At 71.8% G+C, this 18,367-nt stretch carries 25 protein-coding genes and 1 tRNA gene; 21 read left to right on the top strand and 5 right to left on the bottom strand.

All coding sequences use genetic code 11. From position 1 onward, the window contains the following. Positions 1–36 precede the first annotated feature (36 nt). A complete protein-coding gene (locus tag MTDSW087_RS08360; protein ID WP_109951745.1) occupies positions 37–897 on the bottom strand; it encodes a hypothetical protein in 861 nt (286 codons plus the stop codon). 313 nt (positions 898–1,210) lie between these two features. On the opposite strand from MTDSW087_RS08360, the gene MTDSW087_RS08355 reads away from it, so the two are divergent. From MTDSW087_RS08355 to MTDSW087_RS30075, 7 genes are read left to right on the top strand one after another with little or no spacing between them, the layout of a single operon-like run. Beyond that, on the top strand, positions 1,211–1,465 hold the full coding sequence (locus MTDSW087_RS08355; RefSeq protein WP_109951746.1) for a hypothetical protein: 255 nt from the start codon (positions 1,211–1,213) through the stop codon (positions 1,463–1,465). After that, positions 1,462–1,779, top strand: coding sequence for a hypothetical protein (locus MTDSW087_RS08350; protein WP_144762834.1), 318 nt, complete (start codon positions 1,462–1,464; stop codon positions 1,777–1,779). Before MTDSW087_RS08355 ends, MTDSW087_RS08350 begins: the two co-directional genes overlap by 4 nt. Before the next feature lie 10 nt (positions 1,780–1,789). Beyond that, entirely contained in the window at positions 1,790–1,984 is a 195-nt protein-coding gene (locus MTDSW087_RS08345; RefSeq protein WP_109951748.1) for a hypothetical protein, read from the top strand. Positions 1,985–1,994: 10 nt separating this feature from the next. Beyond that, the gene (locus MTDSW087_RS08340; protein ID WP_109951749.1) at positions 1,995–2,813 is read left to right on the top strand and encodes a hypothetical protein; all 819 of its coding nucleotides are present in this window, start codon (positions 1,995–1,997) and stop codon (positions 2,811–2,813) included. Next, a complete protein-coding gene (locus tag MTDSW087_RS08335; protein WP_109951750.1) occupies positions 2,810–3,265 on the top strand; it encodes a hypothetical protein in 456 nt (151 codons plus the stop codon). Before MTDSW087_RS08340 ends, MTDSW087_RS08335 begins: the two co-directional genes overlap by 4 nt. A gap of 8 nt (positions 3,266–3,273) precedes the next feature. Further along, complete coding sequence (locus MTDSW087_RS08330; RefSeq protein WP_109951751.1) at positions 3,274–3,558, top strand: hypothetical protein; 285 nt, start codon at positions 3,274–3,276, stop codon at positions 3,556–3,558. Positions 3,559–3,577: 19 nt separating this feature from the next. Continuing rightward, entirely contained in the window at positions 3,578–4,477 is a 900-nt protein-coding gene (locus MTDSW087_RS30075) for a hypothetical protein (RefSeq protein ID WP_186383784.1), read from the top strand. A 271-nt stretch (positions 4,478–4,748) separates the two neighbouring features. Here the strand turns inward: MTDSW087_RS30075 and MTDSW087_RS08315 are convergent, their stop codons facing one another. Then, the gene (locus MTDSW087_RS08315; protein ID WP_109954151.1) at positions 4,749–5,315 is read right to left on the bottom strand and encodes a metallophosphoesterase family protein; all 567 of its coding nucleotides are present in this window, start codon (positions 5,313–5,315) and stop codon (positions 4,749–4,751) included. 287 nt (positions 5,316–5,602) lie between these two features. After that, positions 5,603–5,677: transfer RNA gene (locus MTDSW087_RS08310), tRNA-Gly, on the bottom strand. 102 nt (positions 5,678–5,779) lie between these two features. Here MTDSW087_RS08310 and MTDSW087_RS08305 point away from each other — a divergent pair. The 7 genes from MTDSW087_RS08305 (at position 5,780) to MTDSW087_RS08280 (ending at position 11,781) form a co-directional block, all read left to right on the top strand. Further along, positions 5,780–6,286, top strand: a complete 507-nt coding sequence (locus MTDSW087_RS08305) for a metallophosphoesterase family protein (RefSeq protein ID WP_144762832.1) — start codon at positions 5,780–5,782, stop codon at positions 6,284–6,286. 193 nt (positions 6,287–6,479) lie between these two features. Continuing rightward, positions 6,480–6,791, top strand: coding sequence for a hypothetical protein (locus MTDSW087_RS08300; protein WP_144762830.1), 312 nt, complete (start codon positions 6,480–6,482; stop codon positions 6,789–6,791). 126 nt (positions 6,792–6,917) lie between these two features. Continuing rightward, a complete protein-coding gene (locus MTDSW087_RS30070; RefSeq protein ID WP_186383783.1) occupies positions 6,918–7,058 on the top strand; it encodes a hypothetical protein in 141 nt (46 codons plus the stop codon). Between the two features lie 610 nt (positions 7,059–7,668). Next, positions 7,669–8,688, top strand: a complete 1,020-nt coding sequence (locus tag MTDSW087_RS08295) for a 2-keto-3-deoxygluconate permease (RefSeq protein WP_144762828.1) — start codon at positions 7,669–7,671, stop codon at positions 8,686–8,688. A 1-nt stretch (position 8,689) separates the two neighbouring features. Beyond that, positions 8,690–9,937 (top strand): four-carbon acid sugar kinase family protein, encoded by a 1,248-nt coding sequence (locus MTDSW087_RS08290; RefSeq protein WP_144762826.1) that lies wholly within the window; start codon positions 8,690–8,692, stop codon positions 9,935–9,937. Further along, positions 9,934–10,932 carry a 4-hydroxythreonine-4-phosphate dehydrogenase PdxA gene (gene pdxA / locus MTDSW087_RS08285; RefSeq protein ID WP_144762824.1) on the top strand — a complete coding sequence of 333 codons (999 nt, stop codon included), beginning with the start codon at positions 9,934–9,936 and terminating at the stop codon, positions 10,930–10,932. The genes MTDSW087_RS08290 and pdxA overlap by 4 nt, the downstream gene beginning before the upstream one ends. 87 nt (positions 10,933–11,019) lie before the next feature. Continuing rightward, positions 11,020–11,781: a DeoR/GlpR family DNA-binding transcription regulator gene (locus tag MTDSW087_RS08280; RefSeq protein ID WP_144762822.1), complete on the top strand. Its 762-nt coding sequence runs from the start codon at positions 11,020–11,022 to the stop codon at positions 11,779–11,781. 19 nt (positions 11,782–11,800) lie between these two features. Here the strand turns inward: MTDSW087_RS08280 and MTDSW087_RS08275 are convergent, their stop codons facing one another. Beyond that, positions 11,801–12,001 carry a ribosome modulation factor gene (locus MTDSW087_RS08275; RefSeq protein ID WP_144762820.1) on the bottom strand — a complete coding sequence of 67 codons (201 nt, stop codon included), beginning with the start codon at positions 11,999–12,001 and terminating at the stop codon, positions 11,801–11,803. Positions 12,002–12,122: 121 nt separating this feature from the next. Between MTDSW087_RS08275 and MTDSW087_RS08270 the strand changes: the two genes are divergently transcribed. From MTDSW087_RS08270 to phnE (MTDSW087_RS08250), 5 genes are all read left to right on the top strand, one after another. Further along, entirely contained in the window at positions 12,123–12,794 is a 672-nt protein-coding gene (locus tag MTDSW087_RS08270; protein ID WP_144762818.1) for a DUF1045 domain-containing protein, read from the top strand. 77 nt (positions 12,795–12,871) lie between these two features. Then, positions 12,872–13,675: a phosphonate ABC transporter ATP-binding protein gene (phnC, locus tag MTDSW087_RS08265; protein ID WP_144762816.1), complete on the top strand. Its 804-nt coding sequence runs from the start codon at positions 12,872–12,874 to the stop codon at positions 13,673–13,675. 31 nt (positions 13,676–13,706) lie between these two features. Beyond that, positions 13,707–14,633, top strand: coding sequence for a phosphonate ABC transporter substrate-binding protein (gene phnD, locus MTDSW087_RS08260; RefSeq protein ID WP_144762814.1), 927 nt, complete (start codon positions 13,707–13,709; stop codon positions 14,631–14,633). 8 nt (positions 14,634–14,641) lie between these two features. Further along, complete coding sequence (phnE, locus tag MTDSW087_RS08255) at positions 14,642–15,526, top strand: phosphonate ABC transporter, permease protein PhnE (protein ID WP_144762812.1); 885 nt, start codon at positions 14,642–14,644, stop codon at positions 15,524–15,526. Continuing rightward, complete coding sequence (gene phnE / locus MTDSW087_RS08250; protein WP_144762810.1) at positions 15,523–16,383, top strand: phosphonate ABC transporter, permease protein PhnE; 861 nt, start codon at positions 15,523–15,525, stop codon at positions 16,381–16,383. Before phnE (MTDSW087_RS08255) ends, phnE (MTDSW087_RS08250) begins: the two co-directional genes overlap by 4 nt. A 73-nt stretch (positions 16,384–16,456) precedes the next feature. On the opposite strand, the gene phnF is transcribed toward phnE (MTDSW087_RS08250), so the two are convergent. Next, positions 16,457–17,215, bottom strand: a complete 759-nt coding sequence (gene phnF / locus MTDSW087_RS08245) for a phosphonate metabolism transcriptional regulator PhnF (RefSeq protein ID WP_144762808.1) — start codon at positions 17,213–17,215, stop codon at positions 16,457–16,459. Positions 17,216–17,288: 73 nt separating this feature from the next. Here phnF and phnG point away from each other — a divergent pair, with 73 nt between their 5' ends. Then, positions 17,289–17,765, top strand: coding sequence for a phosphonate C-P lyase system protein PhnG (gene phnG / locus MTDSW087_RS08240; RefSeq protein ID WP_144762806.1), 477 nt, complete (start codon positions 17,289–17,291; stop codon positions 17,763–17,765). Then, complete coding sequence (phnH, locus tag MTDSW087_RS08235) at positions 17,765–18,364, top strand: phosphonate C-P lyase system protein PhnH (RefSeq protein ID WP_144762804.1); 600 nt, start codon at positions 17,765–17,767, stop codon at positions 18,362–18,364. Before phnG ends, phnH begins: the two co-directional genes overlap by 1 nt. Positions 18,365–18,367: the final 3 nt, after the last annotated feature.

Raw genomic sequence — 18,367 nt, 5'->3', positions numbered from 1 at the left:
TGTGTCCGATGCGATTGAAGAGGGGGTGCCAGAAAGTCAGAAGCCGAGGGCCGGCTGCTCCTCGGGCTCCGGCCGCCGGCGCCGCGCCGGGGCCTCGCCGAAGCACGCGATGCAGGCCTCGTCGGAGAGCTGCCGCCGATGCCCGTGCAGCAAGCCGAGCGCGTGAGCGGCCTGCCCCTGGTCGAGGCTCTCGCGCTCGCTGAGGACGTGCCCCGTCCACGTCGTCGCCTGCGACCAGCCCTCGCCGTTCTGGACGGCGGCCCAGTCTTCGTCGCGGGCGGAGAGGGCGCGGCAGGCTTCCAGGGCCGCCACCCGGACCGCCTCGTCTGCCGCGCGGGCGAACCACGCGGCAGGGGCCGGCCGCCCGAGGCGCTCCTCCGCGCGGAGGATGTTGCCCGCGGCGTTCGAGAGATAGCGCTCGGCGCTGCGCAGACCCCACGACGTCCAGGTCTCTGCGGCGGCGAGATCGCGGGCCTCGGCGAGGGACCGTCCCAGGGCCCAGGGCCGCTCCTGCAGGAGGGCGCGCAGGGCCGCGCGAATCGGGGGAGCGGCGATTTCGGTTTGGGCGACGTCGCGCTCGTGGCGCTCCTGCTCGGCAACCGCCTTCGCCTCGCGCTCGGCGGCCGCCTCGGCGACGACGCGGTCGACCTCGACGCGGAGGGCGGCGACGTCGACGGTGACGCCTAGGTCCCACCAGCAGGCGAGGAGGCGGGGCTCGCTGTGCCCGCGGTCGGTCCACGAGTAGCCGATGCCCACGAGCATGCCCCGGGCGCGCTTGTAGGCGTCCGAGTAGGCGGCGGGGGGCTCGTCGCAGAGCCAGAGGGGCAGGTCGTTGCCGTACCGGCGGTGGGCGCCGACGCAGCGCCACGCGGTGCCGAACGTGATCGGCGGGGCCATGGGTCCTCTCAGGAAACCGGGGGTGGCGGGCCGTCTTGGACCGATCAGCGAATACGCTGACAGGCGAATGGTCCCACCGTGCCAAGCATTCCGCAAGCATAAAATTCATGTAACGCGTTTCTCAAGGACTGTAACGCTTTTCTTAAGCTCGTTTCCCGGATCGAGACGGCGCCAAAGACCGGCGACCCCCTGATGCTGTAGTGCTGAGAACTGAAAAAAGTTTTGGTCTGTGCTTGACGGAAACCGGCGACGCGCTGACATTTGCTGCGAAGCGGATGCGCGACGGCGCGTATCGCGAGCGGCGGAGGGCATCGTGGCGGGCGGGGTAAGCGAAGAGGCGCCGGCGCGGCCGGCGGAGAGCGGAGGGCCGGTCGACGCCCTCGCGGCGCTGGAGGAGGCAATCCGCGCCGCCGGAAGCGCGAGCGCCTGGGCGGCCGCGGCGGGGGTCTCGCCAGCGTACGTGTCGGACGTCCGCCTCGGCCGCCGCGCGCCCGGTGAGGCGGTCCTGCGGGCGCTCCGCCTGCAGCGCATCGTCAGCTACGTGCCGGCCCCGGAGGCCGGCCGATGATCCCGCAGTGGGTCATGCGCGAGGTCTACGGCGGCCCGGTCGAGGACGAGCCGACCTTCGCCGACCGCGGCGTCACGCGCGAGCACACGGCCCGGAAGCGGCTCTCCTGCGAGGAGTGCCCGAGCGGCCGGGGCATCCAGCCGGGCGAGCGGTACCGCGGCCACGTCGGCCTCGACGATTGCGGCCCCTTCTTCTGCTCGCGCTCCTGCCGCGTCATGCCGGACGCCTGCCGCGCCGCCCTGCCGCCCGAGCCGGTCCGGGCCGCCCCGCGCGGGCCGGCCCTGCCGTTCGACCCCGACAACATCCCCTTCTGAGGAGCCTGCCATGGGCCGCGTGAAAGACGACTTCTTCGACAGCCTCACGCCCGACGAAGAGCGCGAGCTCTACGACCGAGACGCCCAGCGACCCGGTCCCGACGAGCCCGACCCGCAGCTCGACGCCGAGCCCGAGCTCCCCTTCCCGCCGCTGCCGTCCTTGGCTTCGGAGGGCTTCTCCATCCTCGACGACTGCCCCTTCTGAGGAGATCCCAGTGACGCAGGAAGACCACGACGCCATCGAGCGCGAGCGCGCCGCCTTGCTGGAGACCTTCGAGCTGGCCCTCGCGTTCGGCGGCTACGGCCCCGACCGCTACCAGGCGTGGAACGCCTACGTGAACAGGGACGTGCTGCGCCTCTTCAAGGGCCACGACTGGCTCGGTCCCGAGGAGGCCGTCACCGCGTACGGCTCCCGCGTCGCGCGCCGCTCCTACGCGCTCGCCGGTCCGCACGTGGCCTGGCGCAACACTGGCAACCACCTCCACTACGCGCTGCGTCTCGGGCTCGTAGAGGAAGTGACCGATCCCGCCCGCGGCCGCGGCTGGCGGCTCGTCCACCAGGACCTGCACTGGGTCGTCGAGGGCGAGGGCGCCCGGCGGCACGCGCGCCAGATCCGCGGCCTCCCGCCCGAGCAGCAGGCGGCCGAGGACCGGAGGCAGGCCCGGCTCGCGAAGCTCGCGGCAACGCTCGATCGGAAGGCGAGGGAGCAGGCCGACGAGAAGATCGCGGAGGCGGTCGCCTATCTCCTGAAATACACCCCGGACTTCGTCGTGCCGGAGCACTGGGCTCGCTCCGGGCCGGTGCCGGCCTGGGCCGTTGGCCTCCCCCTCGCCGAGGCGGCCGCCATCGTGCGGGAGGCCCACCATGCGGCCGAGATGCCGAGGTGCCGGTTGCGGTCCTGGGTACCCGCCCTGTGGAACGCGGCCGACAACGCCTTCGCCATCTACCACGACGCCAACCGCCGGGCTGTCGCGCGACCGGCTCACGCCGCGATCCCCGCCGACGACGCCGAAGCCCTGGAGATGCTGCTGTGACCACGCCCATCAGACCCACGCAGATCCGCTGCAAGGACGGCAAGATCTTCTCCGTCCAGCGCCTAGGCGGCGGGATCACGGTCCACGCCGACTTCCGCGATCCGGCGGTCGTCGCGTCCGGCCTCGGCCGGTACATGACGTTCCACGAGCCCGGGGATGGATCCGCCGAGCACACGGGCATGCCCGTAGAGATCGTGCGGGCGTACGCGAAGGCGCACGGAGGCGTCGCCGAGGCCGGCGCCGAGGCGCTCGCCCTGCTGAAGAAGCTGCCCTCCGAGGCCGCCGCCCCCGCTCCCGAGCAGCCTGCCCCGGCGGTTGAGGAGGCCGCCCCCGGCCGCCCTTTTCTCCTCGGGGAGCCGTGGTGGCCAGGGGGCCCGCGCCCGAGGCTGTGCCCGGGCCATCGGGTCAACATGAGCTGGAGCCAGCTCCGCGCATCGAGCTCGACGCCCTGACCCCCGCGGTGATCGAGGCGCAAAAGGCTCTCGCGGAGTTCGACGCGGGCTTCCTCTTCCAGGGCCGCGAGCCGGCGCACCGCGGCGAGGTCCTCGACACGTGGTACCGCCGGGCCGCGAAGGGCGCCGGGATCGGGTCGCGATTGGTGATCGCGACGCACGACAGATTCGCGCGGCACCCCCTGCGCGAGGAGGCCCTAGACCTGCGGGCGCGCCTGCTGGCCGTGGCCGAGGAGGCCTACCGCGAGCTGCCCCGTGCGCAGAAGCGCGCGAACTGGATCCGGGGCGCCTGATCGAGATGGAGGAGTAGCCATGGCCCGTCCCCCGCTGCCCGCCCACGACCTCGACGCCCACCGCGCGTGGGTCGCCGAGACCGTGGCGGCCCCGTTCCGCCGGCCGCGCGAGCTCGCGCGCCTGGTGCACTCGAAAGCCGAGAAGCCCCCCGCGCCTGAGCGCCCGCGCGACCTCTTCGACATGATGGAGGCGCCCCAGTCGTCGGTCCCGGCACCCGAGCCGGAGCCCGCGGCCCGGGACGACGGGAGCCCGTGGTACGTGAAGCAGGGGCTCCCGATCGACGAGGTCCTCAGGCACCATTTCGGCGCAGCGATCTCGCCGCCGAGCCCGCTCGCGCTGAAGCGCGCCCGGCTCAAGCGCGAGCGGGCAGAGGCCGCGATCGCCGCGCGGGCCGCCGCGCAGGCTGCCGCGGTCGAGGACGAGAAGGAAGACGAGGAGGAGAAGGCGGAGACCCCGGCCCCCGAGCCGACGCCGGAGCCCGAGGCGCCGCCCGCAGCGGGCGAGGCAGGCCCTGCACCGGCTGCGGCACCCGCCCTCGCGCTGACCTTCGACATGGGCTTCTGGACGAAGGCCCACGCCGAGGACCGCATCGAGTTCGAGCCGGCCCTCGGCAAGCCGCACCGGGTGGCGTGCCCGCCCTTCCATCTGCACGACGAGGAGCGCGCCGAGCCGATCGACGAGTTTCTCGGGCAGGTCGTCGGCGTCGAGCACGGCCGAGCGCTTCTGTTCCGGCGCCGGGATCCCGACGTCATGGACGGGTGCGAGGTCGGGCAGCGCTACATTCTGATGCGGTTTTGGCGCGACGACACGGGCGAGGTCTGGTCGATGCCCGTACGGGGCGACGACGCCGACGCCGTGCGGGTAGCGATCTGGCGGACGGTGAACCTCTACCGCCGGAACCGGGGCGGCTCGGGCTAGCCGCCCTCGTCCAGGCGCTCGCACAGAACCGACGAGTACGTCGCACCGTCCGGGCAATCCCCAAGCCTGGCCGGCCTGTACCGGGGGCGCATGCAGCAGCTGAAATAAGCCACCGTAACCGGCGGTCGGGGGTCCCCCGGCCGCCGATGCGCGTTCGCCTCCGCCGCGCGGCGCTCCGCCTCGTTGCGGGAGATCGCGAGGTTCATCCGCCCGCACGTCCGGCAGGTCACTGCTCCCGCGGGGGGCTCGCTGTAGGTGTAGGATCCGCGCATCACGCCGCGAGCCTCCGGAGAGTGCGCTCGTCGGCGGTGGCGATCTCCTCCTCTAGGGGGCCGGCATGCGTCGCGAGGTGCTCCCGGATCTCGCGCAGGGTGACCGGCCGGTACGCCCACCGGTCAACCCCGATGTCGCAGGAATGCCGCGTATCTTGGATGGCGCCGTGAGTGTGGCCGTAGAGGTGGAGGGTGCCGGCGTGCATGCCGGGCCACGACCGGGTCGGGTAGTGGCTCAGGAAGAGCTGCGTCCGCTCCAGGGTGACGCGCAGGATGTCCCGGGGCGGGCTCGCCCACGGCAGGGCCAGGGTCTTCGCGCCGTCATGGTTGCCGACGACGAGGTGCTTGCGCCCCCGTAGCTCGCCGAAGACGCGGCGGAGCTCCCGGGCCGACAGCCCGATGCTGAAGTCGCCGAGCACGTAGACGTCGTCGACGTCGGTGATCCGATTGTTCCACCGGTCGACGAGCGCCCTGTCGTGCTCGGCGATCGAGCGGAAGGGACGGGCGCAGTAGGACAGGCACGCCTCATGGCCGAGGTGCAGGTCGGCGGTGATGTAGACGGGCATGGTGCCCTCCCTCGAAACGGAACGCATGGCCGTCCGGATTTCCGGACGAGACGGCTGGCTCAGGCCGGCAGGCGTTTCGAGGGGGCGTGCGTCATGGGGCGATCCTCGGGGATCCGTGGCCGCCCGGCAAGGGGCGAACCACGGCACGGTTAGCCCTTCCCTGGCCTTTGGAGAGGGGGCGTGATTCGAGGGGGCGTTGTATCCCCGTTGTATCCCGCCGTTTCAGGGGCAGCGCGAAGCGCGTGAAGAACGCCTCGCAAGGGCCTGTCAGCTATAGGAAAAGGGATTGGAGCGGGCGATCGGGATCGAACCGACGACATTCAGCTTGGGAAGCTGACGTTCTACCACTGAACTACGCCCGCACGGCGCCTGTGTTACCGGCTCGCTGGGCGGGAGTCCATCCAAAAAGGGCGGCGGCCGTTCCTGGGCGCGGGCAGGGCGGCTTGAGGCGTGCCGGATCGAATATGGCGGTCTTTTTCACGAGCGATACGCATTTCGGCGACCCGCGCATCCTGCGGCTCGACCGGCGTCCTTTCGCGAGCCTCGCGGATCACGATGCCGCCCTGATCGCGGCCTGGAATGCGCGTGTCGGCCCGCAGGACGAGGTGTGGCACCTGGGCGACTTCGCGCTCGGTCCCGCCGCGGCGGAGATGCGCGCGATACTCGCGGGCCTCAACGGCACCAAGCGTCTGATCATCGGCAACAACGATGCGCCGGAGACCCTGGCCGCGCCCGGCTGGGCCTGGACCGGCCATTACGCCGAGACGGTGGTGGAGGGGCGCGCCGTCGTCCTGTGCCACTACGCGTTCCGGACCTGGAATGGGATCGGGCGCGGGGTGCTCAACCTGCACGGACATTCGCACGGACAACTGAAGCCGATACCGAGGCAGTACGATGTCGGCGTCGATGCGCAGGGCTTCCGGCCCGTCACCCTTGCGGAGATCCTCGTCTCCCGGAAGCGCGGCCGATGAGTCCATTCTTGCGGAACCATCGGCTCAGCTCTGCCGTTTGAAGGTCACTCTGGCGCGCCGGTCGCCGGGCTTGCAAGTCCAGCCTCCGGTTTCGCTCCCACACCGATCACACCGAACCATGATCAGCAGGCTTCTGCCGCCCGATTCTCACCCGTGCGCTGCAGGTGCCCCAAAGATCCGAAACGGTTTGTCCATGAGACATCTTTTCCGCGCCGCCCTGATCGCCCCGGGAATTCTCCTCACGGCGCAGACGGCCTTCGCCGCACCGGCCTGTATCGAGGCGCGCCGCAAGGTCGATGAGGCCGTGGCGCTACGCTATCAGGCCCGACAGGATGCCCGGCTCGGCAACCACGACCGGGTCTGCGACACGCTCGACGAGGTCGGCGACCGCTACAACGACGCCCGCGACGCCTTCGACGATTGCGGGGCCGGCGTGGTCGCGATCGACCTGCGCAGCGAGTTGCGCAACCTGCGCATCGCCAAGCAGGTCAACCGCTGCGACTGACGACGCTCTCGAACGCCTTGCAATCGAATGAGGTGCGCCACCCGCGTGCGGCGGCGCACAGCCTTCGGCTCAGCTTCACCGCACCGTAACCACAGATGCGACGCCCGAGTCGCCACAGGATCCGCGATGACCGCTCCGCTCACCACCGCCCTGACCGCCGAGCGCCAATCCGCTCCCACCGGCCCGTCCTTCGCCGCTGCCCTCTGCGGCTTCCTCAGCACCACGGTCGCCACGACGGCCCTGATGTTCCTGCTGAGCAGCGTCTGACCGCAGCGATTCCGGCGCAGCGGCCTCGGCCTGCCGCTCGGCCGATCCGATCCCGGCCTCGGGTCAGGCTTCCCCGAGGCTCGCGACGCGGTTGACCGGCCGCACACATCTTTTGAAAATGGAACCGCGCGCCGCATCGGGAGCCCATCGAGGGCCGATGGCGGCCGGTTCCGGTAGCAGCACCTGATCCTGCCTCCAGGCTGCGTTCGCCCAGCGACAGCCATGTGGAGCGCTCTCCGCGGAGCCCGATATCGGCTCGCCGCGAGGAGCTGATCGGATCGACTCTCGCACCACGCTCGGAAAGCGCCGTCGTCCAGCTCGGTCGAGGCTGCATTCTGTCCTTCCGGACTGCACTGCCATCCGGATCTGCCGTCCCGATAGCTTTTCCCGCCCGATCTCCGATCCGATGCGCTTCGGTTCGCAGAGGCCGGTCGGACAACATGCGTCCGCCCTTGATCCGGGCGAAAAATGCGCATTTCGCGCAAATCGATTGACTCACCGCGCAAATCACGCAGAATATGTGGCAAGAGTCGGGCAGTGCGGCGCTCCCTACGGGCATTCCGCGCGGCGACGATGAGAAACTGCGCGGATTGCGCAGGGAGGAAGCCACATGCAGATCCCGATCAAGCGGTCCATCGAAGCGGTTCCCGGCGGCATGATGGTCGTGCCGCTCCTGGCCGGTGCCCTCATTGCGACCTTCTTCCCCGGCACCCCGAAATTCTTCGGCTCCTTCACCGGCGCCCTGTTCTCCGGGGCGCTGACGATTCTGGCCGTGTTCTACGTCTGCATGGGCGCGAGCATCGATTTCCGCGCGACCCCCTACATCGTGAAGAAGGGCGGCACGCTGCTGTTCGTGAAGGTCGGCATCGCCGTCATCCTCGGCCTGGTCTTCGGCCGGGTGCTGGGCGAGGCGCCGGTGGCGGCGGGCATGTTCGCGGGCCTGTCGACCCTCGCGGTCGTGGCCAGCATGAACGACACCAATGGCGGCCTCTACATGGCGCTGATGGGCCAGTACGGGCGCCCGCGCGATGTCGGCGCCTACACGATCATGTCCCTGGAGAGCGGCCCCTTCCTCACCATGGTCACGCTCGGCATCGCCGGCCTCTCGGCCTTTCCCTGGCAGACCCTCGTCGGTGCGGTGCTGCCGCTCCTCGTCGGCATGATCATCGGCAATCTCGACCGCGAGATGCGCGACTTCCTGAGCCGCGCGATTCCGGTGATGATCCCGTTCTTCGCCTTCGCCCTGGGCACCGGCCTCGACCTGTCGAAGGTGTGGCAGGCCGGCCTTCTCGGCCTCGCCATGGGCGTCGCCGTCGTCGTGGTGACGGGCATACCGCTCTTCTTCGCCGACCGCATCACCGGCGGAACCGGCGTGGCGGGCGTGGCGGCGGCCTCGACGGCAGGCAACGCCGCGGCCGTGCCGGCCATCGTCGCCTCGGCGAACCCGGCCTATGCCGACGCGGCCGGCCCGGCCACCATCCTCGTCGCGGCCTGCGTCGTGGTCACGGCAATCCTCGTCCCCGTCGTGACGGCCTGGACCGCCAGGACCTTCGGCCGCCCGGAGGATGCCGAGGCCGCCGCTCCGGTGGACGCCAGCGCAGCGCCGGCCCAGCCCGTCGGCGGCCGCTGAAATGGCGGCGCGCTGGCTCATCCTCGCCGACGACCTGACCGGAGCGGCCGATTGCGCCATCGCCTTCGGGCGGCGGGGCCGCGCCGCCTCGGTGACCTGGGGCGACGGCGTGACGGCCGAGCCCGTGCCGGTCCTGGCCTACGATGCCGACAGCCGCGGCCTCGCTGCCGAGGCGGCGGCGCAGAGGCATGGCGAGGCACTCGGCCGGCTGCTGGAGCCGGACCGGGTACTCTTCAAGAAGATCGACTCGACCTTGCGCGGTCAGCCCGCCGCCGAGACGGCCGCGACGATCGCGTTCCTGGAGGCTCGGGACGGCGCCGCCTTCGGCGTCTTCGCTCCGGCCTTCCCGGCGACGGGACGGACGACGGCCGAGGGCCGCATCCGCGTGGCCGGACGGCCGCTGGAGGAAGCCGAGGTCTGGCGGCGCGATCACACCTATCCGAGCGCCGACCTCGTCGCGGTCCTGGCCTCGGCCGGCATCGCGGCCGAGACGGTCGGGCTCGAAACGGTACGCGGCGCGAACCTCGCAGCCGCGCTCGCCGAGGTCGCGACACGGGGCAGGGCGGTCGCGATCTGCGACGCGGAGAGCGAGGCGGATGTCGACCGGATCGCGCAGGCGAGCTTGGCGCTCCCGCGTACACCCTTCTTCATCGGCAGCGCGGGCCTCGCCCATGCCCTTGCAGCAGCCTCCGGCACGGCGGCGGTGCCGCTGCCACGCATCAGCCCTAGCGCGCATGGCGCGCTCATCGTCGTGGGCTCGCTCGCCGCCGCCTCCCGTGCAGCCGCCCGCAAACTTACCGCAGGTGAGTCCGTGGTCCATCTGCCGGTCGCGCCCGAGACCCTGCTCGGCGATACCGAGGGCCGCGCGGCCCTGGCGGCCCAGGCCGCCGCCGTGCTGGCGGCGGGCGGCGACGCACTGGTCGAGATCGCCGTCGATGAGGCTGCTTTGGACATGACGCTCGGTCCCCGCCTCGCCCGCGCCCTGGCCGACGCGCTTGAGCCGCTCGCCCCGCGGATCGGCGCCCTTGCGGCGACCGGCGGAGAGACCGCCGCCGCGCTCCTCGCCCGCTTCGGCGTCGGCGGGATCCGCCTCGTGGACGAGATCGAGCCCGGCGTCTCGCTCGGCCTCACGCTCGGCCGCCTCTCCATCCCCATCGCCACCAAGGCCGGCGCCTTCGGTGACGCGGACAGCCTGATCCGCATCGCCGAGCGCCTGCGCGCCGTCAGAACCGAGGGAAGCTTCGCATGACCCGTCCGACCATCGCGATCACCATGGGCGATCCGGCCGGAATCGGGCCCGAGATCATCATGAAGGCGCTCGCCCATCCGGAGGTGCACGCGCTCTGCAAGCCGCTGGTGATCGGCGATGCCGGGCGCCTGCGCCAGGCCGGCCGCATCGTCGGCGCCGAGATCCCGGTCGATGCGCTGGAGGATGCCGGCGCCGCCGAGTTCACGACCGCGGCGGTCCAGTGCGTCGACCTTGCTTGCGTGCCCGATGGCCTGCCCTTCGGACAGGTCTCGCCGGTGGCGGGCGAGGCGGCCTACCGCTTCATCGAGACGGCGGTCGGGACGGTGCAGGCCGGCCTCGCCCAGGGCATCTGCACGGCGCCGCTCTCGAAGGAGGCTCTGCACGCCGCCGGGCACAAGTTCCCCGGCCATACCGAGCTTCTGGCGCATCTCACGGGCACGCCCGAGGTCTCGATGATGCTGGTCTCGCCCAAGCTCCGGGTGATCCACGTCACCACGCATATCGGCCTGATCGATGCCATCGCGAAGATCGAGCCGGGCCTCGTGGAGCGGGTGATCGTGCGCGGCCACGACGTCCTCGTGCGCGCCGGGATCGCGAACCCGAAGATCGGCGTCTGCGCCATCAACCCCCATGCCGGCGAGAACGGCCTGTTCGGGCGCGGCGAGGAGGCCGAGAAGATCGCGCCCGCGATCGAGGCCTGCAGGGCCCGGGGTTGGGACGTGCGCGGGCCGCTGCCGGCCGACACCCTGTTCTTCCTCGCCGGCCGCGGCGACTACGACATGGTGGTGGCCATGTATCACGATCAGGGCCACGGCCCGATCAAGGTGCTCGGGCTCGAGGCCGGCGTGAACATCACGGTCGGCCTGCCGGTGATCCGCACCTCGGTCGATCACGGCACCGCCTTCGACATCGCCGGCACCGGCGTCGCGGACGAGCGCAGCCTCGTGGAGGCCCTGCGGCAGGCGGTCGATCTCGCCCCGAAGCAGGCTGCCTGACGGAGTAGGGCGGGCAGCGGACAGGGTTCCTGGCCAACGGCTCCGCCCTGCGGCATGAGGGTCTCTGGGGATTCTCGGGGGGCAGGGATGTCGACGCGCAGCAAGGAGCGCCGGGCGCTTCTCCTCGAGGCCTTGCGCGTTGGCGAGATCGACGTGGACGAGTTCGCGCGGCGCTTCGAGGTCTCGGCCTCGACGGTGCGGCGCGACCTGCAGCGCCTCTCCGCCACGAGCGCCGTGCACCGGACCTATGGCGGCGCGATCCTGGCGAGCCGGCCGGCCGAGAGCACGCTCGCCGAGCGCATCGCCGTGAACGGGGCGGAGAAGCGGGCGATCGCCCGCGCGGCGCTCGATCTGGTCCGCGACGGCGACACGCTCATCCTCGATGCGGGCTCCACGGTCGCGGCCTTCGGGCAGCTCCTGCCGGGGCGGCGCCTGCGCGTCGTCACCAACAACCTCGCGCTCCTGCCCTTCCTCGCGGAGGCGCCCGAACTCGACCTCGTGGTGCTCGGCGGCGCCCTGCGGGCGACCAGCATGAGCACCGTGGGGCCGCTCGCCGTCGAGGCCATGCGGCGGATGACGGCGGACCGCGTCGTCCTCAGCGCCGACGGAGTCGTAGCCGGCCGCGGCCTGTGCGAGGCCAGCCTCGATCAGGTCGTGCTGAAATCGCTGATGATGCAGCAGGCGCGGGAGGTCGTGGTGCTCGCCGATTCGACCAAGCTCGGCCGCGCCGAGCAGACGGCCTGGGCGCCGCTGCCGAGCGACTGGACCTTGATCACCGATTCCGCGGCGACCGAGGCCCAGCGGCGGGCGATGGAGGGCGCGGGCGCACGCGTGATCCCGGCGGGCTGAGCGATCCCGCTCAGGCGCCTCACCGCTTTCCGACGTCGTCCACCGTGCCCGCATCCCGCTCGCCCTCCGGCGAGCCGGCGCCGTCATAGCCCTCGATCCAGCCCTGGCGGTCCGGCGAGCCCTCAGGATAGGGGCAGCTGTCGCGGGCCTTGCCGTAGAGTCGGGCGTTGCGCCCCTTGATGAGCGGGCTGTCGCTCGCGGTCGCGCCTTCCGTCGTCATCGGTAGCTCTCCGTCGTCAAGCCGTCACGCGGCGGGGTTGCTGTCGGAGAACGCTCGACGGGGCCGCCGGATCAGAGGATCTTCCGCGGCCCCGCAGCGCAGGGAGACACGGATCCTGGACATGACCGAACGCGACGCGCCGTCCCGCTACGCGCTCTACTACACGCCGCCGGCCGGATCACCGCTCGCCGCCTTCGGGGAATCCGTCTTCGGCGGGGCGCTGCCGGGGCTCGCGCCGGAGGAGGGCGAGGCGCTCGCCGCGCTGGCGGCCGGCCCACGGGTCTACGGATTCCACGCGACCCTCAAGGCGCCCATGCGCCTCGCGCCCGGCATCAAAGAGGCTGCTCTCGAAGCGGCCTGCCGGGCGCTCGCTGCGCATCGGGCGCCGCTGCGAGCCGGTCCGCTGGAGGTCGCGCGCCTCGGTGTCTACCTCGCCCTGGTCCCGGCCAGCCCGCCGCCCGCGCTCGGCCTGTTCGCGGCCGAATGCGTCGCCGCGCTCGATCCCTTCCGCGCGCGCTTGAGCGAGGCCGAGCGGCGCAAGCGCCGGCCGGATTTGCTCGATCCGCGCCGCCGCGCCCTGCTCGAGCGCTGGGGCTATCCGGACGTGTTCGAGGCCTTCCGCTTCCACATGACCCTTCTGGGGCCGCTCGCGCCCGAGGAGCAGGAGCACTGGCACGCCCACCTGTCGGAGGCCTTCGCGGGCTCGGATCTCGTGATCGATGCCGTCACCCTGCTGCGGCAGGACGGGGATGGGCCGTTCCGGGAGATCGTCCGCATTCCGTTCACCGGCTGAGCGCGGCGAGGGGGCCGGCGTCATCCTACCGTCGCGGATTCGGGGGCATCAGAGCCCCGTTCGCGACGGATGAAGGCATGCTGGTCGTCGAAGATCTCACGCGCCGCTACGGCAACCGCCACGCCGTCGACCGCATCTCCCTGCGGATCGAGCGGGGCAGCTTCGTCGGCGTGATCGGCCGGTCGGGCGCGGGCAAGTCCACCTTCCTGCGCATGCTCAACCGGCTCGCCGAGCCGACCGACGGCCGCATCCTGTTCGACGGCACCGACGTCACCGCCCTGCGCGGGCGGGCGCTGCGGCGCTGGCGCGCGCGCTGTGCCATGGTGTTCCAGCAGTTCAACCTCGTCGGCCGGCTCGACGTGCTCACCAACGTGCTTATGGGCCGGCTCAGCCGCACGCCGAGCCACCGCGCCCTCCTCAACCTGTGGTCGCCGCAGGAGCGGGCCCTGGCGCTCGCCGCCCTCGAAGGGTTCGACATGGGCGCCTTCGCGGGCAACCGCGCCGACCAGCTCTCCGGCGGCCAGCAGCAGCGCGTCGCCATCGCCCGCGCCCTGGTGCAGGAGCCCGACATCATCCTCGCGGACGAGCCGGTCGCCTCCCTCGATCCGCGCAACACCAAGCTCGTGATGGACGCGCTGGCCGATGCCAACAAGCGCCTCGGCATCACGGTGCTGTGCAACCTGCACTCGCTCGACCTCGCCCGCGCCTATTGCGACCGCCTGATCGGCCTCGCCGACGGCCGGGTGGTCTTCGACGGCCGCGCCTTCGACCTCACCGAGGACGTGGCGCAGCGCCTCTACGGCCTGGAGGCGGGCGAGGTGATGGACCGGCAGCCGCCCGCCGGGACGCCCCTTTCCACGGCCGCCGCCCTCGTCGCCTGAGCGCGCGGCCCTCGTTCACAGGAGACAGACCATGCTGACCCGCCGCACCCTCGCCGGCGCCCTCGCCGCGCTCGCGCTGATCGCGCCCGCCGCCGCAGAGGACTGGAAGGCGAAGTATCCGGAGCTGACGCTCGGCGCGATTCCCGTCGAGAACGCCAGCGGCACCGCCGACCGCTACGCCCCGCTGACCGAATACCTGTCCAAGGCGCTCGGCGTGCCGGTGAAGCTGCGCGTCGCCAACGACTACGCCGCGGTGATCGAGGGCCAGCGCGCCGGCAACATCCAGATCGCCTTCTACGGCCCCGCCTCCTTCGCCCGCGCGGTGATGACCGGCGTGAAGGTCGAACCCGTGGTCAACCAGAAGCACAACAACGGCGCCTCGGGCTACTATTCGGTGATCTACGTGCGCGCCGACAGCCCCTACAAGACGGTCGAGGACCTGAAGGGCAAGAACCTCGCCCTCGTCGACCCGAACTCGACCTCGGGCAACCAGGCGCCGCGCTTCTTCCTGCAGAAGGCCGGGCACGAGGTCGACAAGCACTTCGGCAAGACGGTCTATGCCGGCAGCCACGAGAACGCCGTCCTCGCTCTCGTCCAGGGCACCGCGGACGCCGCGGCCAATCTCTGGAACTCCGAGACCGACACCGTCGTCACCCGCATGGCCACCAAGGGCATGCTGAAGAAGCCCGACGGCACGCAGATGGGCCAGTCCGACTTCCGCGTGGTGTTCAAGTCCGAGTTCCTGCCCGAGGGGCCCTTCGCCGTGCTGGCGAGCCTGCCGGACGACCTGAAGGCCAAGATCCGCGAGGCCTTCATCGCCCTGCCGAAGGCCGACAAGGCCGCCTTCGACCGGCTCTCGGACGGCAAGGACCTCGATCTGACCCCGGTGACGCTGAAGGACTACCAGCCGATCATCGAGATGCTGAAGTTCAACGACGACCAGCGCCGCAAGTCCTGATCCGGACCATGGACACGCGGATCGTCCCGCTCGCGTCCGAACGCGGGGCGGCGCTGGAGAGCGCCTACTCGCGCGCGGTCGCGGCCACGCGGCGGCGGACGATCCTGACGCTCGCGGCCGTCGCCGTCCTGGCGGTGGCCGCGGGCTTCGCGGCCGAGGTGCGGCCGCTGGTGCTCGTCGAGAACATCGGCAACTTCACCGCCTATCTCGGCCGGATCCTGCCCCACCTCACCCTGGCGAACCTGCGCGGCGATTTCGCCGAGTGGTACTGGGGCCTGCCGAAATGGGCCGCGCTGCTCGGCGAGACCCTGCTGATGGCCTATCTCGGCACGCTGCTCGGCGGGCTCGCGGCCTTCCTGCTCTGCTTCGGCGCCGCCGCGAACCTCGCCCGCACCCGCATCGGCTGCTTCCTGACCCGCCGCGCCCTCGAATTCTTCCGCACCGTGCCGGAAGTGGTGTTCGCGCTGATCTTCGTGATCGCCTTCGGGCTCGGGCCGATGGTCGGCGTGATGGCGCTCGCCATCCACACCGCCGGGGCGCTGGGCAAGCTGTTCTCCGAGGTCGTCGAGAACATCGACATGAAGCCGGTGGAGGGGCTGATTGCGTCCGGCGCCACGCGGGTCGAGGCGATCCGCTTCGCGGTGCTGCCGCAGGTCCTGTCGAACTTCGCCTCCTACGGGCTGCTGCGCTTCGAGATCAACGTGCGGGGGGCCGGCGTGATGGGCTTCGTCGGCGCCGGCGGCATCGGGCAGGAACTGCTCGTGGCGATCCGCAACTTCTACTACACGGATGTGAGCGCGATCCTGCTGATGATCGTCGCGACCGTGGTGCTGATCGACCTCGCCACCGAGCGGCTGCGCCATCACCTGATCGGGCTGGAGCAGGCGCGATGAGCGACGCGTCTCCGGCCCGCGCCCCGGCGCCCGACCTCGCCGCCCTCAAGGCGCGCTACCCGCAGGCCTTCCGCGTCTCGTGGGCCTCGCGCCTGACCCTCGTCGGCGTGCTCGCCGCCCTGCTCGGGCTCGCCGCCTTCGCGATGGTGCGGCTCGATTTCTCCGCCGCCCGCATCCTGAGCGGGCTCGGACGCCTCGGTGAGTTCGCGGTGCTGATGCTGCCGCCCTCGGCGGAAGGGCATCTCGCCGATTTCCTGCGCGCGCTCGCCGAGACGCTCGGCATCGCCTTCCTCGGTACGCTGACGGCGGCTCTCTTCGCCCTGCCCGTGGCGTTCCTGGCCGCGCGCAACGTGGTGCCGAACCCGTTCGTCCACTTCACCGTCCGGCGCGGTCTCGACGTGATGCGCTCGGTCGACGTGCTGATCTGGGCGCTGATCTGGATCAACGTGGTCGGACTCGGCCCCTTCGCCGGGGCGCTCGCCATCGCCTGCGCGGATTTCGGGGCGCTCGGCAAGCTGTTCTCGGAAGCCGTCGAGACCGCCGACCGCAAGGCGTCGGAGGGGGTGACCGCCTCGGGCGGGGGCGCGCTGCACCGCATCCGCTTCGGCCTCGTGCCGGCGGTGCTGCCGGTGCTCGGCAGCCAGATGCTCTACTTCTTCGAATCGAACACCCGCTCGGCGACGATCATCGGCATCGTGGGCGCGGGCGGCATCGGCCAGTACCTGACCGAGTTGATCCGCGTGCTCGAACTGAAGCAGGTCGCCTTCCTCGTCCTGATGATCCTCGTCACGGTCGCCCTCATCGACGCGGTGTCGGGCCGCCTGCGCCGCGCCCTCATCGGCGGCGAGCCGCGCTGACATCCCGGGATCCCGAAGGGGTCACCCCTTTGGCGGGGCGCCGGGGCAGAGCCCCGGCCTATTCACGGACCGATCACTCCAAAATCAATTCGACCCGGTCGGCCGAGAAAAGGCTCTGCGTGGCCTGAATGCGCTGCCCCCGGCCGTCGACATTCACGCTGGTCACGGTGAGAAGCGGGCGGCCGGGCGCGATGTCGAGCCGCGCCGCCTCCTCGGCGCTCGCCGCGCGGGCGCCCACCCGCGTGGACAGGCGGGTATAGTCGTCCACGCCGAAGGCGCCGAAGGCGCGGGTGATCGAGCCGAGCCGGGCATAGGCGGCATCGAACGCGGCGAAGCGCGGCAGCGGCAGGCTGGTGCGCGCCGTCGAGAGCGGCGTGTCGTCGGCCCGGTGTCGGGTCAGCATCTCGACCACCGCCGCCCCCGGCGCCAGCCCGAGCGCCTCGGCCGTCTCGGCATCCGCCGCCAGAACCCGCGCGCCGAGAAGGTCGCCCCAGGCCTCGCGGCCCGCGCGCGTGACGGTCTCGGAGAAGCGCGTGCGTGGGCCGATCGGGTAGGCGAGGGGGGCCTGCTCCACGAAGGTGCCGCGCCCCTGGGTCGCCCGCACCAGCCCGCGCTCGGCGAGGCTTGCGAGCGCCCGGCGCACCGTGTGCCGGTTGACCCCGAATCGTTTGGCCAGGGCCGCCTCGGTCGGAAGCTGGCCCCCGGCGGGGAGGGCGCCGCTTCCAATCTCTCCGGCGAGCGCGTCCGCGATCTGCCGCCAGGCGGCCAGGCCCTCGCCGCGCCGCAGCGGGGGCTCGGAGGGCGTCACCGGGATGTCGCGTGCATCGGCCATGTCGGGTCGTGGTCGTCCTTGCGGCCGGTCGCACACTTGTCTATATATATAGACAAGTGAGGATCGCAGCACGATGCCGAGCAGCGAAACACCACCCGAGCCCGTCGCGCCAGAGGTCGCGGCCCGCCGCTCTGCCATGGCGCTCGCGGGTGCCGCCACTTTGGCCGAGCTGGAAGACGTGCTCGCCCGTGCCGGCCTGTCGGCAGAGGCCGAGGATCTGCGGGTCCCGGAGACGGGCCTCGTTATGACCCGAGGCCGGATCGGCGGCGACGGACGGGCCTTCAATTTCGGCGAGGCGACGGTGACCCGCGCCGCGGTGCGATTGCCCGGCGGCGAGACCGGCTTCGCCTATCATCTCGGACGCGACCGTCCGCGCGCCCGGCTCGCCGCGATCCTCGACGCGCATTGGCAGAACGCGGAGACCCGGCCTGCCGTCGATGCGGCGCTGGCAGCCGTCGCCGCGCGCCGGCAGCGCGAGGCGGAGGGGCGGGCCCGGCGGGTGGCCGCCACCCGCGTGAACTTCTTCACCCTGGCCCGGGGCGAGGATTGATGGCGCTCCGCCCCGGCTTCCGCGACCCGGTCCACGACGCGCAGGCCGTGTTCCGCGCCGCGATGGAGGCGCTGAGCCGGCCCGGCTTCGTCCGTGCGCTGCCGACGGATCTGGCCCCGCCGGAGCCCCTGACCGCGGAACTCGCGGCCCTCGCGCTGGCGCTCTGCGATGCCGACACGCCAATCTGGCTCGACGCGCCGCTGGCGCGCTCGGCGGAGGTGGCGGCCTATCTGCGCTTCCATGCCGGCGCGCCGATCACCGCAACGCCCGAGTCTGCGGCCTTCGCCCTGATCGTCGACGCGGCCGCCTGCCCGGCCTTCACCGCCTTCGCGCAGGGAACGCCGGACTACCCGGATGGCTCGGCCACGCTGATCCTGGCCCTCGATCACCTCACCGAGGAGGACGGCCTCGCCTTCACAGGGCCGGGCATAAACGGTCGGGTGCGGTTCGATGCCGGGCCGCTGCCCGCCGACTGGTCGGCGCGCCTCGCGGCCAACCATGCCCTGTTCCCGTGCGGGCTCGACATCCTCCTCACCGCCCCCGGCCGCATGACCGGCCTGCCGCGCTCGGCGCGGGTGCTCGAACCGGCGGAGGCCTGAGCC

This window comes from Methylobacterium dankookense (genome assembly GCF_902141855.1).
Taxonomy (GTDB): Bacteria; Pseudomonadota; Alphaproteobacteria; order Rhizobiales; family Beijerinckiaceae; genus Methylobacterium; species Methylobacterium dankookense.
Note: the sequence above shows the minus strand (reverse complement) of the source record. Positions and strands in the feature narration are given on the sequence as shown.

What these genes read in the sequence shown, in the direction of transcription:
- pdxA (WP_144762824.1), top strand. Translation starts at nt 9,934, where the DNA reads ATGACCCGTCCGACCATCGCGATCACCATGGGCGATCCGGCCGGAATC.
- MTDSW087_RS08345 (WP_109951748.1), top strand. Translation starts at nt 1,790, where the DNA reads ATGGGCCGCGTGAAAGACGACTTCTTCGACAGCCTCACGCCCGACGAA.
- MTDSW087_RS08295 (WP_144762828.1), top strand. Translation starts at nt 7,669, where the DNA reads ATGCAGATCCCGATCAAGCGGTCCATCGAAGCGGTTCCCGGCGGCATG.
- phnE (WP_144762810.1), top strand. Translation starts at nt 15,523, where the DNA reads ATGAGCGACGCGTCTCCGGCCCGCGCCCCGGCGCCCGACCTCGCCGCC.
- MTDSW087_RS08350 (WP_144762834.1), top strand. Translation starts at nt 1,462, where the DNA reads ATGATCCCGCAGTGGGTCATGCGCGAGGTCTACGGCGGCCCGGTCGAG.
- MTDSW087_RS08270 (WP_144762818.1), top strand. Translation starts at nt 12,123, where the DNA reads ATGACCGAACGCGACGCGCCGTCCCGCTACGCGCTCTACTACACGCCG.
- phnD (WP_144762814.1), top strand. Translation starts at nt 13,707, where the DNA reads ATGCTGACCCGCCGCACCCTCGCCGGCGCCCTCGCCGCGCTCGCGCTG.
- MTDSW087_RS08360 (WP_109951745.1), bottom strand. Translation starts at nt 897, where the DNA reads ATGGCCCCGCCGATCACGTTCGGCACCGCGTGGCGCTGCGTCGGCGCC.
- MTDSW087_RS08305 (WP_144762832.1), top strand. Translation starts at nt 5,780, where the DNA reads ATGGCGGTCTTTTTCACGAGCGATACGCATTTCGGCGACCCGCGCATC.
- phnE (WP_144762812.1), top strand. Translation starts at nt 14,642, where the DNA reads ATGGACACGCGGATCGTCCCGCTCGCGTCCGAACGCGGGGCGGCGCTG.
- MTDSW087_RS30070 (WP_186383783.1), top strand. Translation starts at nt 6,918, where the DNA reads ATGACCGCTCCGCTCACCACCGCCCTGACCGCCGAGCGCCAATCCGCT.
- MTDSW087_RS30075 (WP_186383784.1), top strand. Translation starts at nt 3,578, where the DNA reads ATGGCCCGTCCCCCGCTGCCCGCCCACGACCTCGACGCCCACCGCGCG.
- phnF (WP_144762808.1), bottom strand. Translation starts at nt 17,215, where the DNA reads ATGGCCGATGCACGCGACATCCCGGTGACGCCCTCCGAGCCCCCGCTG.
- phnG (WP_144762806.1), top strand. Translation starts at nt 17,289, where the DNA reads ATGCCGAGCAGCGAAACACCACCCGAGCCCGTCGCGCCAGAGGTCGCG.
- phnH (WP_144762804.1), top strand. Translation starts at nt 17,765, where the DNA reads ATGGCGCTCCGCCCCGGCTTCCGCGACCCGGTCCACGACGCGCAGGCC.
- MTDSW087_RS08315 (WP_109954151.1), bottom strand. Translation starts at nt 5,315, where the DNA reads ATGCCCGTCTACATCACCGCCGACCTGCACCTCGGCCATGAGGCGTGC.
- MTDSW087_RS08290 (WP_144762826.1), top strand. Translation starts at nt 8,690, where the DNA reads ATGGCGGCGCGCTGGCTCATCCTCGCCGACGACCTGACCGGAGCGGCC.
- MTDSW087_RS08280 (WP_144762822.1), top strand. Translation starts at nt 11,020, where the DNA reads ATGTCGACGCGCAGCAAGGAGCGCCGGGCGCTTCTCCTCGAGGCCTTG.
- MTDSW087_RS08300 (WP_144762830.1), top strand. Translation starts at nt 6,480, where the DNA reads ATGAGACATCTTTTCCGCGCCGCCCTGATCGCCCCGGGAATTCTCCTC.
- MTDSW087_RS08275 (WP_144762820.1), bottom strand. Translation starts at nt 12,001, where the DNA reads ATGACGACGGAAGGCGCGACCGCGAGCGACAGCCCGCTCATCAAGGGG.
- phnC (WP_144762816.1), top strand. Translation starts at nt 12,872, where the DNA reads ATGCTGGTCGTCGAAGATCTCACGCGCCGCTACGGCAACCGCCACGCC.